Annotated in this window: 11 protein-coding genes; all 11 read left to right on the top strand. The window is 71.2% G+C overall.

Annotated features, from left to right (window positions below; genetic code table 11):
• The first annotated feature begins 64 nt into the window (after positions 1 to 64).
• Complete coding sequence (locus J7I97_RS19930) at positions 65 to 985, top strand: type II secretion system F family protein (protein ID WP_214936751.1); 921 nt, start codon at positions 65 to 67, stop codon at positions 983 to 985.
• The gene (locus J7I97_RS19935; RefSeq protein WP_214936753.1) at positions 982 to 1,872 is read left to right on the top strand and encodes a type II secretion system F family protein; all 891 of its coding nucleotides are present in this window, start codon (positions 982 to 984) and stop codon (positions 1,870 to 1,872) included. The genes J7I97_RS19930 and J7I97_RS19935 overlap by 4 nt, the downstream gene beginning before the upstream one ends.
• Before the next feature lie 18 nt (positions 1,873 to 1,890).
• Positions 1,891 to 2,079 carry a hypothetical protein gene (locus J7I97_RS19940; protein ID WP_214936755.1) on the top strand — a complete coding sequence of 63 codons (189 nt, stop codon included), beginning with the start codon at positions 1,891 to 1,893 and terminating at the stop codon, positions 2,077 to 2,079.
• 27 nt (positions 2,080 to 2,106) lie between these two features.
• A complete protein-coding gene (locus tag J7I97_RS19945) occupies positions 2,107 to 2,529 on the top strand; it encodes a TadE/TadG family type IV pilus assembly protein (protein ID WP_214936757.1) in 423 nt (140 codons plus the stop codon).
• Complete coding sequence (locus J7I97_RS19950) at positions 2,526 to 2,969, top strand: TadE family protein (protein WP_214936759.1); 444 nt, start codon at positions 2,526 to 2,528, stop codon at positions 2,967 to 2,969. Before J7I97_RS19945 ends, J7I97_RS19950 begins: the two co-directional genes overlap by 4 nt.
• On the top strand, positions 2,966 to 3,424 hold the full coding sequence (locus J7I97_RS19955) for a pilus assembly protein TadG-related protein (RefSeq protein WP_308369241.1): 459 nt from the start codon (positions 2,966 to 2,968) through the stop codon (positions 3,422 to 3,424). Before J7I97_RS19950 ends, J7I97_RS19955 begins: the two co-directional genes overlap by 4 nt.
• 8 nt (positions 3,425 to 3,432) lie before the next feature.
• On the top strand, positions 3,433 to 6,969 hold the full coding sequence (locus J7I97_RS19960; RefSeq protein WP_214936761.1) for a LysM peptidoglycan-binding domain-containing protein: 3,537 nt from the start codon (positions 3,433 to 3,435) through the stop codon (positions 6,967 to 6,969).
• A gap of 693 nt (positions 6,970 to 7,662) precedes the next feature.
• Positions 7,663 to 8,874 (top strand): type I-U CRISPR-associated RAMP protein Csb1/Cas7u, encoded by a 1,212-nt coding sequence (gene cas7u, locus J7I97_RS19965; RefSeq protein WP_251058985.1) that lies wholly within the window; start codon positions 7,663 to 7,665, stop codon positions 8,872 to 8,874.
• Positions 8,875 to 8,878: 4 nt separating this feature from the next.
• Positions 8,879 to 10,360 (top strand): type I-U CRISPR-associated protein Csb2, encoded by a 1,482-nt coding sequence (gene csb2, locus J7I97_RS19970; protein ID WP_214936763.1) that lies wholly within the window; start codon positions 8,879 to 8,881, stop codon positions 10,358 to 10,360.
• On the top strand, positions 10,357 to 13,389 hold the full coding sequence (gene cas3u, locus J7I97_RS19975; RefSeq protein ID WP_214936765.1) for a type I-U CRISPR-associated helicase/endonuclease Cas3: 3,033 nt from the start codon (positions 10,357 to 10,359) through the stop codon (positions 13,387 to 13,389). Before csb2 ends, cas3u begins: the two co-directional genes overlap by 4 nt.
• A 2-nt stretch (positions 13,390 to 13,391) precedes the next feature.
• The gene (locus J7I97_RS19980) at positions 13,392 to 14,444 is read left to right on the top strand and encodes a hypothetical protein (protein WP_251058986.1); all 1,053 of its coding nucleotides are present in this window, start codon (positions 13,392 to 13,394) and stop codon (positions 14,442 to 14,444) included.
• Positions 14,445 to 14,527: the final 83 nt, after the last annotated feature.

A 14,527-nucleotide genomic window follows, 5' to 3' on the forward strand; every position in this document is an offset into this window, starting at 1 on the left:
CTCGCCGGCCTGCTCGTGTGCTGGCTGCACAGCTGATGACCGAACCAGAGATCCGGGAGGTGCGGTGAACTCCTCGCAGCTCGCTCTCGTAGCCGCGCTGTGTGCCCTCGTCATGGTCCTCGCCGGCCTGATCGCCGTACGCGAGTGGCGCGGCCGCGTCGTGGACCCGGCGAAGCCCGCATCCCGCCGCGCCAGCCGGATCCGCGCGGCGAAGGCGACCCTGCCCGATGCCTGGCAGCGCCGCTGGCGCGCCGTGGTCACCACCGCCGGCATCACCGTCCTCGCGGTGTGGGCGTGGACCGGGTGGCCCGTCCACGGCATCCTCGCCGGCGCCGCGGTCCTGGGCTTCCCCTTCCTCCTCAACCCCGGCACCGCCGCCGAGCAGCGCATCGAGCGCCTGGAAGCGATCGGGCAGTGGCTCAACGGGCTGGCGGGCATCCACACCGCGGGCATCAGCCTCGTGCAGACCATCCGCGCCAGCGCCCGCAACGCACCGGCACCCATCGCAGCCAACGTGCGGGCGCTGGATGAGCGGCTGCGCTCCGGCATGGACTCCAAGCAGGCCTTCGCCCTGTTCGCGGACGAGATCGGCGACGGCGTCGTGGACCACGTCGCGCTGCTCTTCCAGTCGCACGCGGCGAACATGGGCCCCGGCCTGTCTACCGCGCTGGAGGCGCTCGCGGTGACGATCCACCAGCAGGCCGCCGATGCACGCGACATCGAGTCCGACCGCGCGAAGATCCGCAAATCCAGCAGGATCGTCTCGATCGTGATCTGCATCGTCTTCGTCGGCTGCATGCTCAACGAAGCCTGGTCCGCCTGGTACCAGTCCCCGGCCGGGCAGGTCGCCCTCGCGATCCTCGGAGGGCTCTTCGCCTGGACGCTGGCCTGGCTGCGCCGGGCCGCCGCGACCAAGCCGGACCCCCGCCTCCTCAATCCGCTGACCCCGGCCGAGCCGGCCGTCGCCATGGGAGCCGCCCGATGATCCCCATGGAAGCGGTTCTGCCCGCGGCGGCCGCCGGAGCCCTCACCGGGGTGGCCATCCGCGCCCTGTGGCCGGCCCGGCCCGACGTCGTCTCCGTCATGGACCGGCTCGACGCCGACCACATCGCCCGCCAGCCCAGGATCACTGCCACCAGCACCGGGTCCCTGCCGGAGAAGGTCGGCACCCGCCTCCTGGCGGGCTTCGGCGAGCGGATCACCCTGCCCGTCCGGGACCTCGCTCTCCTGCGGATCAGCCCCGCCGAGCATCTCGGCAAGCGGGCCCTGTTCGCGCTGTACGGGCTGGTCCTGCCGCAGCTGGCCGGCGCGCTGCTGTCGATGCTGGGGGTGAGCCTGCCGTTCGTGATGCCGGCCGCCGCGGGCCTCGGCCTGGGCGCCCTGTTCTGGCTGTGGCCCGGCCAAGAGGTCAGGAAGGAGGCCGCGGCCGCCCGGCTCGTCGTACGGCACGCCGCCGCCTCCTACCTCGACCGCGTCGCCCTGGCCCGCATCGCCAACTCCGGTGCTGCCCAGGCTCTGACCGACACTGCGGACGTCGGCGACGGCTGGATCTTCGAGCGGATGCGGCAGGCCTTCTACGAGGCCGACCTCGCCGGCGTCACCGTCTGGGACGCCCTCAAGCAACTCGGCGAGGAACTCGACATCCCCGAACTCACCCGGCCCGCCGACACCCTCGCCCTCGCTGGCGACGGCGCCGCCGTCTACACCACCCTCCAGGCCCAAGCCCGCCAGCTGCGCGTCGCGATCCTCTCCGACGCCAAAGCCCAAGCCAACGAAGCCAGCACCAGCATGGTGCTGCCGGTGACCTTCGCGGTCCTGCTGATGCTCGTCTTCGTCGTCCTGCCACCCGTTGTCTCCATGTTCAACGGCTGAACCCCAAGGGAGAGAAACATGCACATCCGCGCCCTGACCACCGTCCTCGCCGCCCGCTGGGAGCGTCTGAAGAACGCTGGCGACGCCGGGCAGACCTCGGCCGAGCTCGCCGTCATCGCCGGCGTCGTCATCGCCATCGCCATCGCGGTCGTCGCCGCGATCAAGACCTTCACCGACGCCAAGATCCCGCTCATCAGCGGCAGCTGAACCAACCACAAGGAGGAAGGAAGCGGCGTGAAGAACCAGGTCAGCAACCGGTGGCGGCGCCTGCGGGCACGCCTGCGGGACGAAGGCGACCGGGGCTCGGGCAGCGTGGAGCTGGCCGTGCTCGCCGTCGTGGTGCTGTTCCTGGTCTTCGCCGCGATCCAGACCGGCATGTACTTCCACGCCCGCTCCGTCGCCCGCTCCGCCGCCACCCAGGGAGTCGAGGCCGGACGCCAGCTCGGCGCTGGCCCCGGCGACGGCGTTGCCCAGGCCCAAGAACTCCTCGCGAAGTACGGCACCGTCCGCGGCGCGAGCGTCTCCGCTGACGGCAGCGGCCCGGAGCAGATCCGCATCACCGTCCGCGGCACCGTCGCCACCCTCGTCCCCGGACTCGAACTGGACGTCGTCCAGAGCGCCGAGGCGCCCGTCGAGCGCTGGGTGGCGGCCCAGTGAAGCGGGCACGGCGCATCAACTGGCGCGAGGACCGGGGAAGCTACTCGGTCGAGACTGTCATCCTCGCCCCGGCCATCATCGCCCTCATGCTGCTCATGATCGCCTTCGGGCGGATCACCGACGCCTCCGGTGCCGTGGACGGCGCAGCTCGCGCGGCCGCCCGCGCCGCCTCCCTCGAACGGGAAGCCGGCGCCGCGCAGGCCGCCGGGGCCGCCGCCGCGACCCGCAGCCTCACTGGCGAGGGCATCCACTGCGCCTCCTCCAGCGTCTCGGTCGACACCTCCGGGTACGGGCTCGACATCGGCCAGGAGGCCACCGTCCGCGTCACCGTTGCCTGTACCGCGCCTCTCGGCGAGATCGGACTGCCCGGGCTCCCCGGATCCCGCACCCTTCGGGCATCGTGGACCAGCCCGATCGACTCCTACCGAGGCCGCCAGTGATCACCGCCCTCACCCGCCGCATCACCGCTCTGCGGAAACGGATCCGCCACGGCGGCGACCGGGGGTCGCTGTCACCGTTCTACGCGCTGAGCGCCATCGGCATCATCATGATCATGGGGCTTCTGGTCGACGGCGGCGGAGCCCTCAACGCGACGAACAAGGCCACCGGCCTCGCGCAGGAGGCCGCCCGCGCGGCCGGCCAGCAGCTCAACGTCGCCGCCGCCGTCCAGGGCACCGAGATCACGGTGGACCCGGACGCCGCCGTCGCCGCCGCCCAGGACTACCTCGCCGCCCAGAACGTCTCGGGCTCCGTGACCGTCACCGACGGCGGCCAGCGCCTCGAAGTCACCGTCCACGACACCTACACCACGTTGTTCGCCCAGTTCGTGGGTAGGTCGACGATCAGCGTGTCCGGCACGGCACACGCTCGACTGCACACCCAAGCCGGAGGCTGACCCGTCTCATGAGCACCCCCCTACGCCTGCTCCGCGCCCTGCTCGGCCTCGCCGTCCTGGCCGCACTCATTGCCGGCATCCCCCTCGTCCTGCTGGCCGTTGGGTATCAGCCCACGGATTTCGCCGGCGGATGGGATCTGCTGACCCAGCAGGACGACGGCCAGCTGTTCTTCACGGTGCTCACGACCATCGGCTGGATCGGCTGGGCGCTGTTCACCCTCTCCGCCCTCGTCGAGATCGTCGCGCTGTTCCGCGGACGCAAGGCGAAGCGGATCAAGGGCCTCGGCGGGATGCAGTCCTTCGCTGGCCTTCTCATCGGCGGCCTTGTCCTGATCGCCCCCACCGCCGCCTCGGCCGCCACGACCGGGCCGGCCGTCGCGGCGACCGCCGTGCAGACTGCGGGCACCAGCAGTGTGGCGGCGGCCCAAACGGCGGCGGAGCAGGACGCCTGGCCCACCCACACGGTCACCGGGGATTCCGAGCTCCCGTGGGACCTGGCGGAGCAGTACCTGGGCAGCGGACCGCGCTGGAAGGACATCGCCGCGCTCAACCCCTCCATCCCGCAACTCGCGGCCGGCGACCAGTTCCTGCCCAAGGGCACAGTGATCCGGCTCCCCGCCGACGCCAACATCGCCAAGCCGGCCGCCCCGGCTCCGGCGCCCTCCCAGGCAGCGCCCGAGACGGCCGCGCCCGCGCAGCAGCCCGCGCAGACCGCCCCCACGGACGCAAAGCCCGCTGCGGCCCAGGCCGAGCATGTCGTCAAGTCCGGTGAAAACCTGTGGGGCATCGCTGATGAGCACGGCGACCCGGAGGACTGGCCGAAGATCTTCGAGGCCAACCGGGGCAAGCCGCTGCCCGGCGGCGGGACGTTCGACAACCCGGACCTGATCGTCCCCGGCCAGGAACTCACCCTCCCCACGGCAACCGCCCCGGCCCCCGCTCCCGACAGCCGGCCCGCCCCGGATACCAAGACGCCCCCGAAGCCGGAGACGGCGAAGGACACCCCCACGCCGACGGCACCAGCCCCCGCGCCCTCGACGCCCTCCACGCCTGCGCCCGCCGCCTCCACCCCCAGCACCGCGCCCACCACAGCCGTTCCCACGCCCGAGCAGGACGGCCAGAAGGCGGACACCGCCCAGCAGCTGCAGGACGCCGACGAGGGCCTGGCTCCCGCTGCCGTCTGGATGGGCGCCGGCGCCCTGGCCGCCGCCCTCATCGGCACACTCGCCACCCGCCGCATCCTCCAGCAGCGCCGCCGCCGACCCGGCCGCCGCATCCCCATGCCCACCGGCAGCGCCGCCGCCACCGAACAGGGCCTGCGCGCAGCCCAGCACCCCACCGGATTCGACCTCCTCGACGCCGCCCTGCGCACCCTGGCCCTCAACCTCACCGCGGCGGAGCGCGACCTGCCGGTGGTCACCGCCGTCGTCCTGCACGAGCAGAAGGTCGAACTCCACCTCGACCAGGACACCCCGCCGATGAAGCCCTTCTCGGGCACCGTCGGCCGCACCGACCTGTGGACCTGCCCGGCCTCCAGCCCAGACCTCGCCGACCACGACGACCTCCAGGGCGCCGACGCGCCCTACCCGGCCCTGGTCTCCCTGGGATGGGACGGCGCCGGACGCCTGGTCCTCGTCGACCTGGAGTACGTCGGCGTCCTCCACCTGGACGGCGACGCCGACCACGCCCGCCACGTCCTGCAAGCCATCGCGGTCGAGCTCGCCAGCACCCCCCTGCCCGGCCACCTGGAGATCACCGCGCTCGCCGACACCGCCCCAGGCCTCGACGACGCAGCCCCCGAGCGCGTCGCCCGCACCGCCACCCTCGCCGAAGCGGTCGCCGACCTGACCAGCCACACCGCCGACCAACGCCGAGCCCTGGACGCACTCGGCGCACCCACCCTCCGAGCAGCCCGCCTCAACGAAGACGCTGGCGGCTCCTGGACGCCGCACATCCTCCTCGCCGCCGAGCTCCCCGAAGGGGCCCAGACCGAGGCGCTGCTCGACCTGATCACGGCCCAGCCGCAGGTCGCCGGCGCGGTCGTCACGGCCAGCGAGACCGCCGACCTGGCCCCGGAGGAGGGCTGGACCCTGCACTGCGCGGGACCGGACGAGACCATCGTCCTGCCTGGCTCCGGCCTGCCCATCAAGCTCCAGGGCCTGACCGACCCGCACTTCGCCGACGCGATCGAGCTGCTCACGCTGTCCGCCGCCGACACCGACGTACCCGCTCGCGACGAGTGGCTCGACGGCCTCCTCGACGCCGAAGAGCAGGCGGAAGAGGACCAGGCTGAGCAAGACCGGGAGGACGGGAGCGAGGACGCCCCGTCAGACGACGTTGAGGAGATCGGCGACGGCGAAGCCACGCAGCCGGAGGCCGGTGCCGACGAAGACGGGATGCCGGACGAGTACGCCGACATCGAGCGGGAGGAGCTGGAGACCGCGCACCAGGCCGAGGCCGACACTCCCACCGACGAGACGGGCGAGGGGGCCGTACAGCCCGCAGCCCCCACCAGCGCGGTCTCCGACGGCCAAGCAGAGCACGGCACCACCGGTCCGACCCTCCCTGACCTCTTCGACCCGCCCGTCGATTTCGTTCCGGCCCCGGCAGCTGCTGCGCTTGAACCGGCACCTGAAGCCGCCCCCGTTCTGACCAAGCAAGACGCCGCCCAGGCAGAGGCCCTGGAGGCCGAGAAGGCGACCCCTACTCCGGCCCCTGCCCGGGTCCCAGCGCCCGCCCCGACTCGCGGCGTGGACGATGCCGACGACACCGAGGCAACGTACGGCAGCGCGCCGAAGGTTCTCCTGCTCGGGCGAGTGCTCGTCGAGGGAGCCGCGGGCCGGATCGACTCCAACCGTCTGAACGCGGCTGTCGAGCTCGTCTCCTATCTCGCACTCAACCCCGGCGCCGACCACCACGCCATCGACGACGCCCTCTGGCCAGGCCGCCTGGTCAACAAGGAGATGCGCAACAGCGTCATCAGCCGCACCCGCTCCTGGCTCGGCAAGAACGCCGACGGCGAGGCGTACTTCCCCCGAGTCCAGCACACCGGTGACAGCCGCTACCGCCTCGCACAGGCCGTCACCTGCGACTGGAAGACCTTCCAGAACTTCGCCCGCACCGGCCTGGCCCGCCACGACGAAGACGGCGAGCTCGCCCTGCGCCGGGCCCTTGCGCTCGTCCGCGGCCGCCCCTTCGCCGCGATCGACCCCCAGCGCTACGCCTGGGCCGAGCCGGCCGTCCAGGAGATGGTTTCGGCCATCGCCGACGTCGCCTACGAGCTGTCCACCCGCCGCCGGGAAGCCGCCGACTACGCCGGCGCGCTCTGGGCCGCGCACCAGGGCCTCCTCGCCGCCGAGGAGAACGAGCTCCTCCACCGGCAAGTCTTCCTGGCCCACCACGCCGCCGGAGACGTTGACGCCCTCCGTGAAGCCGCCGCGCGGTTGGCCCGGATCAACGAGGGCCTGGGCGGGGGAGTGGATATGGAAGCGGAGACGGCCCAGCTGCTGAGCACTCTGCTGCCGAAGCCGGTCATCCTGCGCTGACCGAGTCCTGCGCCCATCGGGCCCAACGGGCCGAACGCAAGATCGCAGCAGAGGGCAAGGAGGTGACGAAGGGCCCGGACTGGCACCCCGGCAAGCGGACAGCGTCGGGGCGAGGAACTCCCACCCCGGGCACAGCCCGCAAGGGCGCCCTCTGCTGCGCGTTCTGCTCCGCTGTCGTGGCCGCGGGGACTCTTAATGCAGTCGCGGTACCAGGCTGCTGCGTGGGGACGGTCGGCGCCCCTGTGGGGTGGGTCATGTCACAACAGGTTTTCAACCGAGCCGTGCGAGTCCCTCGGGCACGCCGAATGGGGGCTACAGGCAGAGTTCATCCTGGGTCACTGAGCGGCTGCCGGCCCGGGCGCCATGTGTTGGCTCGGGCTCGTTCGCAGATTCTCCACCCTGAGTGCCCAATTGAGGGGTGAAGGCACTCTCAGCAAGCGTCATGCCGCCATGTCGCATACAGGTGAATCTTGTGTCTTCATGCCTTCGCTGTCTGTTCGACGGCGGTGCCGCCGAGCATGCTGACAGGCGCTCACAAGGGCGCGGAGGGCACCGTATATGCAGGATCTGACATAGGCGCTAATCGGCCAATAGCCCTTGTTTGCGCCAGCCATGGAGTGCTGCTTCCATGTCGCCATCTCACCGCCCTGACCTGCTGGTTTCTGGCAGCAAAAGGGGCGAGGTGTGCACTGTATGACGACAGAGGGGCTTGAAGTGCGGGACGTGTACGAGCGGCTGCTGGCCGCAGCGAGTCTGCGTTCGACCGACGGGGCGATCCGTGTCAGCGCGGAGTACGAGCCGATCGGCGGACCTGGCGATACGCTGTTCCCGCCGACCGTGAAGATCAAGGACACCGATGGGACTGGCTACCTCGTCGAGCCTCGCTACGTCGGTGGTGAGAAGGTCGAGGTGGTGTGGCTGGACCAGCCGCAGTCGCAGGCAAACCGCTGCGAGCAGGCTCTCATGGACGCCATCCGCGGGGGATCCGCATTCCTCCCGCACCTGCTGATGGCCACCGAGTCGGCGGGCATTCCCGTACGGACAACAAACCTGGATGCCCCGCACCGGTCCAGGGACGCCTACTTCCGGGACTCTGAGGATTCGGCGGGGACCGCCTTCGACAAGACTGAGCCTGGCCGCGCCCTGCGCGAGGCGAGTGCCGCGGACTGGAGTGCCTACCTGCGCCTGGTGCCGAGTGACCTCGCGTACGGGGTGTGGGACTCGCACCGCAAGCGACGGATCCAGGTGAAGATCCCCCGCGCGTACAAGTCCGCGATGATCGGCGTCGCGCCGCTGATCGGCGTGCGCGGAGCAGGCCGCGTCGACCCCCTGAACCTGGCCGGCGACACGGTCCAGGTATCCGGCTCCGGCTGGACGCCCGTCGAGGGGACCAAGGCGCCCAGGGGCGCGAAGACGGCCCGGATGTCCGAGGTCGGGCACGGCATGATCCCCCCGTCGGAGGGCCTGGGCGGCGTCTCGGTGCGCTCGGTCCAGCGCGAGGCGAGTCTTGCGATGGCCCAGCTGGCCACGCTGCGCTTCGGCGACGCTGGTGAGGAGTTCACCGCGACGGCGCGCGCCCTGGTGGCCGCGATCGCGCTGCTGGGCGACCGGCTGGCCTTCGCCTCGCCGGCGCTGCGTCTGCGCTCGGGCTGTGACCTGGTACTGGTCTCGGAGCGGGTCCAATGGGTCCGCCGCGGCGTGGACGGCCGCCCCCAGGAGGAGACGCTGGCGGTGAACACTGTCCAGGAGGCGCTGGACCTGTTCGAGATCGCCTCGGAGCGGGCGCGCGCGGCGGGCCTGGAGTGGTCTGCCGAGCCGGTGGCATTGAAGCCGAACGCGAGCCTGCAGCAGGCCATCGACAAGTCGTTCCTGTCCGACGGCGTCGGCGAGGCAGAGGGCGAGTGACAGCATGCCTTTCCGTATAACGGTTCACCTGCTGGACCCGGCCTACCAGGCCTCGACGCTGGACCGCGGCGCGGCCGAGTGGCCGCCCCACCCCTACCGGGTGTTCTGCGGCCTGGTGTCGGTGGCCGACCCCCAGGACCCAGTCCAGGACGCCGCACTCCAGTGGCTGGAACAGCAGCCCGCCCCAACCGTGCGGGTCCCTGCGAACACCGCCGAGGCCGCCTCCCCGCGTGGCGCGTGGGTACCGACCAACGCCATCGAGAAAGCCAAGCCCAGTCACGGGGTGCTGCCTGGCCGGACGGCCGGCGGAAAGCCGAAGGTCTGGCCCGAGCGCACCCTGGCCGAGGCGACGGTGGAGTTTGAGTGGCCCACGGAACCGCCGGCAGGTGTCCACGCGGTACTGGAGATGCTTGCGAAGTCCGTGCCCTACATCGGGCGGGCCACCGGCCACGCCTTCGTGCACGCCGCCATCCGGCCCGCCGATGAGAACACCCCCGACGAGGGCCGGTGGCAGGTGTGGGAGCCAGCCGACGACAGCGGCACCACGCGCGCGGAGACGCGATCTCTGCGTGCTCCCCATCCGGGACTGCTGGAGGGACTGCGGTGGGCCCACGAGCAGGGCCAGAGCGCCTACCAGCAGGCCCGTCCCCACCCTTACGTCCTGCGCGGCGCGGTGGCCGAGGACGAGGAACTGCCAGCGGTGCAGGGGCCGTTTTCGGATTTGCTGTCCTTCGCGTTCCCACCCGGCTTCTCCCTGGACCCGGCACTCACCCTGAAGGTCACCGGCGCTTTCCGGAGCACCGTGTCCGCCCTGCTGGACGCCGCCGGCCACGACGTGGACGCCATGGTCGCCGTACACGGACACAAGGCACCCGGCGACGACCGAAGGCTGTGCGCTTTCGTGGCCTACCCCTTCGTCGGCCACCGCCACGCAGACGGCCGACTGCGCGGCGTGGGCGTCGCCCTGCCCGCCGACCTGGACCCGGCCCACCGACGCGCCCTGCTGGCCATCCTGCTGCGCTCCGGAGGGGGCCTGAGCGAACTAGCCGTTCCGTCCGTATCCGAGCCCATCCCGCTGACCTACATCAGTACCGGCGCCACACGGACCGACGCCATTCGCACCGTTCGACCTCAGCGCTGGACCCGCCCCTCACGAGAGTGGACCACGGCCCTGCCCATGGTCTTGGACCTCTTCCCCAAGGGCCACGGCCGGGAGATCGAGGCATCGGTGGCCGCCAGCTGCCGCCTCGCCGGGCTCCCCGAACCCGTCACCGTCGAAGTCCTGCACTCGGGCGCGTACACGGCCGGCGCCCCCACGCTCCCGGCGCGCGCCCTGCGCCGCAAAGCCGACGAGCGCCCACTGCCCGCCCGCCACGTCCGCCTGCGATTCGCCCAGCCCGTTACCGGCCCGGTGCTGCTCGGCAGCAAGAAGAACTACGGCCTGGGCCTGTGCCTGCCCACCCACCTGGGGGAGAAGCCCGCATGACCCTCACCCCGGACCACGCACTTCGGCTGGAGGACTTCCCCGACTTCGTCCAGGAAGTCCGTGGCCACCGTCCCTTCCCCTGGCAGACCGCCTACCTCCACCAGGTCGCCGACAGCGGCACCTGGCCGGACATGGACGTCCCCACTGGCCTCGGCAAGACCAGCATCATCGACATCTGGGTTTTCCTCCTCGCCTGGCAGCACACCGCCGGGACCGGCCGGACGGTGCCGCTGCGGCTCTTCTTCGTCGTCGACCGCCGCCTGGTCGTCGATCAAGCCCACGACAGTGCCCGCGCTCTCCAGCACGCCCTCGACACCGCACTTCCCGACACCGTGACCGGCCGCGTCGCCCGCGCGCTGCGCGACCTCGGCGGTTCCGGTACGGCGCTGGAGAGCGTACGTATGCGCGGCGGCGTCGACTGGGCCTCGCGCTGGCTGCGCTCTCCCGCCCAGCCAGCCGTCATCACCTCCACCGTCGACCAGTACGGCAGCCGCCTGCTCTTCCGCGGCTACCACACCAGCCCTCGCATGCGTCCCATCGACGCCGCCTTGTGCGGGATGGACGCGCTCCTCGCCGTGGACGAGGCCCACATCGCCCTGCCGCTGCTCGTTACCGCCACCGACTGCGCCGCCTACCAGGCCACCGCCACCCACCCCGAGTTCGCCGACCGCGCGGTCAAGGTCGTCAGCCTCTCTGCGACCGCCTCAACCGGCCCCGGCCGCCCACGCCACTCCATCACCGGCGCCGACCGAACGCACCCCGTGGCCGGCAGGCGCCTGTCCGCCCAGCGCCGCCTGACGCTGCTGGACGCCGCTTCCGGCGCGAAGGACACCGCCGAGGCCTTCGCGCTCGCCGCCCAACTTGCCGTCGACACACTGCTGCCGATGGTGGAGCGCCCGGTGATCGGCGTGGTCGGCAACACCATCCGCGCTGCCCGCGCCACCCACCGCCTGCTGTCCCAGCGCCAAGACATCGACGTGGTGCTGCTGACCGGACGCTCCCGCACCCTGGACCGCGAACGACTGCTCACGAGCACCCTCGTCACCGAACTCCTCGCCGGCGTGCGCGGCGACCGGGCCAAGCCGCTCGTCGTGGTCGCAACCCAGACCGTCGAGGTCGGCATCGACATCTCCTTCGCCGGCCTCATCACCGAGAACGCCGCCCTCGCCGCGCTCATCCAGCGCCTGGGCCGCCTGGACCGTACCGGCGGCCTCCACCTCGCCCCCGCCCTCGTGATCCGCGCCAGCACCCAGACCGGCCAGTCCTCCATCCCCGTCTACGGCGAAGCCGCCGAACACACCTGGAACTGGCTCGCCAGCCAGACTTCCGCTTTGCCCGCGGACGGAGTGGACACGACCGCCCTCGCCGAGGTGCTGCCCGACGGTCTGCTGGTCAACCCGCTCACCCTGCCCGGCCTGCTCGCCGACGTCGACGCCACCCTCCTGAACGTGGCACCGCCCCGCATACCCGTGGTACATCGCACCCTCCTCGACTCCTGGACCCGCACCAGCCCCACCCCTGTCCCCGACCAGGCCCCGGCCCCGTTCCTGCACGGCCTCGACACCACACCCGAAGACGTTCAGATTCTGTGGCGAGCCGACCTCCACGAGACCGAAGGCCGACCGAACTTCGACGAGTGGGCGGCCCGCATGCGGCAGGTCCCCCCGCACCCGGCCGAAACCGTCGCCATCCCCGCAGCGCAGCTCCGCCGATTCCTCACCCGCGCCCCGGACGCGGACGACACCAGCGACCTCGAATCCACCTCGCAGCCGCAAGACCCCGCCCCCACGCCTAAGAAGCAGAAACAGCCGCGCATGTCACCGGTGCTGAGCTACAACGAGGTCCAGGGCGAGTGGATCCCGGTCACCGAAGCGAAGGACATCCGGCCGGGCAGCACCGTGGTCCTCCCCAGCCACTACGGCGGCCACGACTCCTACGGCTGGACCGGCACCCGCGACCTGCCCGCCTGCGACCTCGGCGACTACCCGACCACCACCACCGCCCCCACCCGCATCCACGCCCCCCTGCTCTCCCTCCTCGCCGGTGGTGACCAGGCCCTCACCGAGGCCCTCACCAAAACCATCACCCGAGCTGTCGGGCTCCTGCACACGGGAGAACAGGAGGAGACCACCATCGTGCACAACCTCCTCGACACGCTCCTGGACCACCTGAACCGGCACACGGACGGCGCGTACGCCGACCTGGCCCACGACCGCCTGAGCCACCTTCGGACGGTCGGGCAGTGGACCGTTGAACCCACCGGCCGAACCGAACACTGCGGACGCGTTGTCCTGAACCCGGACGAACCCGACCGCCTCCTCCTCATCCCCCCGCATCCACCCGAAGGACAGCAAGAACAAGGCGCGGGAGTCGGCGACGAGAGCGCCGACGCCAGCTCCCTGACCCGCCCCGTCCCCCTCAGCCAGCACAGCCAGGCCGTCGCCGACCGCACCGCCGCCTACGCCACCGCGCTCACCCTGACCGCCGAGCTCATCGACACGCTCCACACCGCCGGCCACGCCCACGACTGCGGCAAAGCCCACAGCGGATTCCAGTGCATGCTCTGTGCCGGCGACCGGCTGCTGGCCGAATCCCTGGACGAGCCCCGGGCGAAGTCCGGCATGGACGCCGTCGACCACGTTGCACGCCGGCGCGCTGCCAGGCTCGCCCAGTGGAATCCCGAGATGCGCCACGAAGCGCTCAGCGCCCTCGCCGTCACCGCCTGGCTCGACACCCGTCCCGACTATGCACGCGGTAACGACGACGAACTCCTGATCCACCTTGTGGCCGCTCACCACGGACACGCCCGTCCGCTGCTGCCCCCGGTCACCGACCCGTTCCCGCGGCCAGTGACCTGCACCATGCCCGACCGTCAGCAGATCACGGTCCATAGCTCCGACATGGGCACGGACTGGAGCGGCCCCGACCGCTTCCACGCACTCAACCGCCGCTACGGCCCCTGGGGCCTGGCCCTCCTCGAAGCCACCCTCCGCCTCGCCGACATGGCCTGCTCCGAAGAAGGCACCTGACCATGCCGACCCCCACCCACCAGCTCAAACTCCCCGCCCTCTACGGAAGCTCCCCCCTCGGGTTCCTCGCCGCCCTCGGCACCCTGCACCTCACCACCCACCTCCTTGACGAAGCGCCGCGCCTCTCCTGGAGTGGCCCCGACGCCCCCGCCGTCCTCCACACCCACCAGCCCTTCACCCACCAGGCTCTTGCTAGCCTCCTGGCCACCCAACTCCCCACCCAGCCCGACAAAGATCCGTTGGCGGTGGCCCCCGGGATCCTCGACCAGCCCCGCCACCCTGAACCCGGCTCACCCAACGACCCACTCCAGATGCCCATCGACGAAGCCCTCACCCAGCTCCGCCGTCACGCCGAGGCTGAACGTGACCACGATGACAACCGCGCCCACTGGTTCACCTCACTGATCAACACCCTCAGTCTCACCCCAGGCAAGAGCGACAAGGGCGCGCTCCCAAAGAAAAAGAGCGCGATCCAGGGAACCCTCTACACACGGACCACTCCCTACTTCGGCCGTAGCGGCCAGATGACCCTTCCCAACAACTGGACCAAAGCTGCCCAGCACTGCCTCAAAGACCCCACCCACCTCCACGCCGCCCTCACCCGATGGCAACGCGTCGACGACTACGCCGGCGCCAACCTCGACCACCTCTCTACCGGCGACGCCCATATGGTCAGCCACGGCAAAGCCACCCAACAAGGCGTCCCCGGCGCAACCTGGCTCGCCCTCCACGGCTTCACCGCCTTCCGCCTCACCGGCAACACCAACCGACCCCAAGCCACCAGCTGGGACACCACCAACCACGCCTTCACCTGGCCCATCTGGCACCAACCCCACACCACCACCACCCTCGCCACCCTCCTCGAACACCCCGACACCCGAACCCACACCCCCAACCCCACCCGACTCCACAACCTCGGCATCACCGCCCTCTACACCGCGCCACGCACCCGCCTCCCATACGGTGATGGCCCCCTCGAACCAGGGCACCCCATCCCATGCAGCCCGACAGGCTTCGGAACCCAAAGCCCACCGCGACACACCGGACCACACTGAAGCCAGAAGCCGGATAAGGGAGGTATGTCGACCATGTCGGCACCCCGACCGCGGCCTCGCTGCGTAATCGACGCAGCTCGACA

Source organism: Streptomyces sp. ISL-87, from assembly GCF_018614095.1.
In the GTDB taxonomy this organism is placed as follows: Bacteria; Actinomycetota; Actinomycetes; order Streptomycetales; family Streptomycetaceae; genus Streptomyces.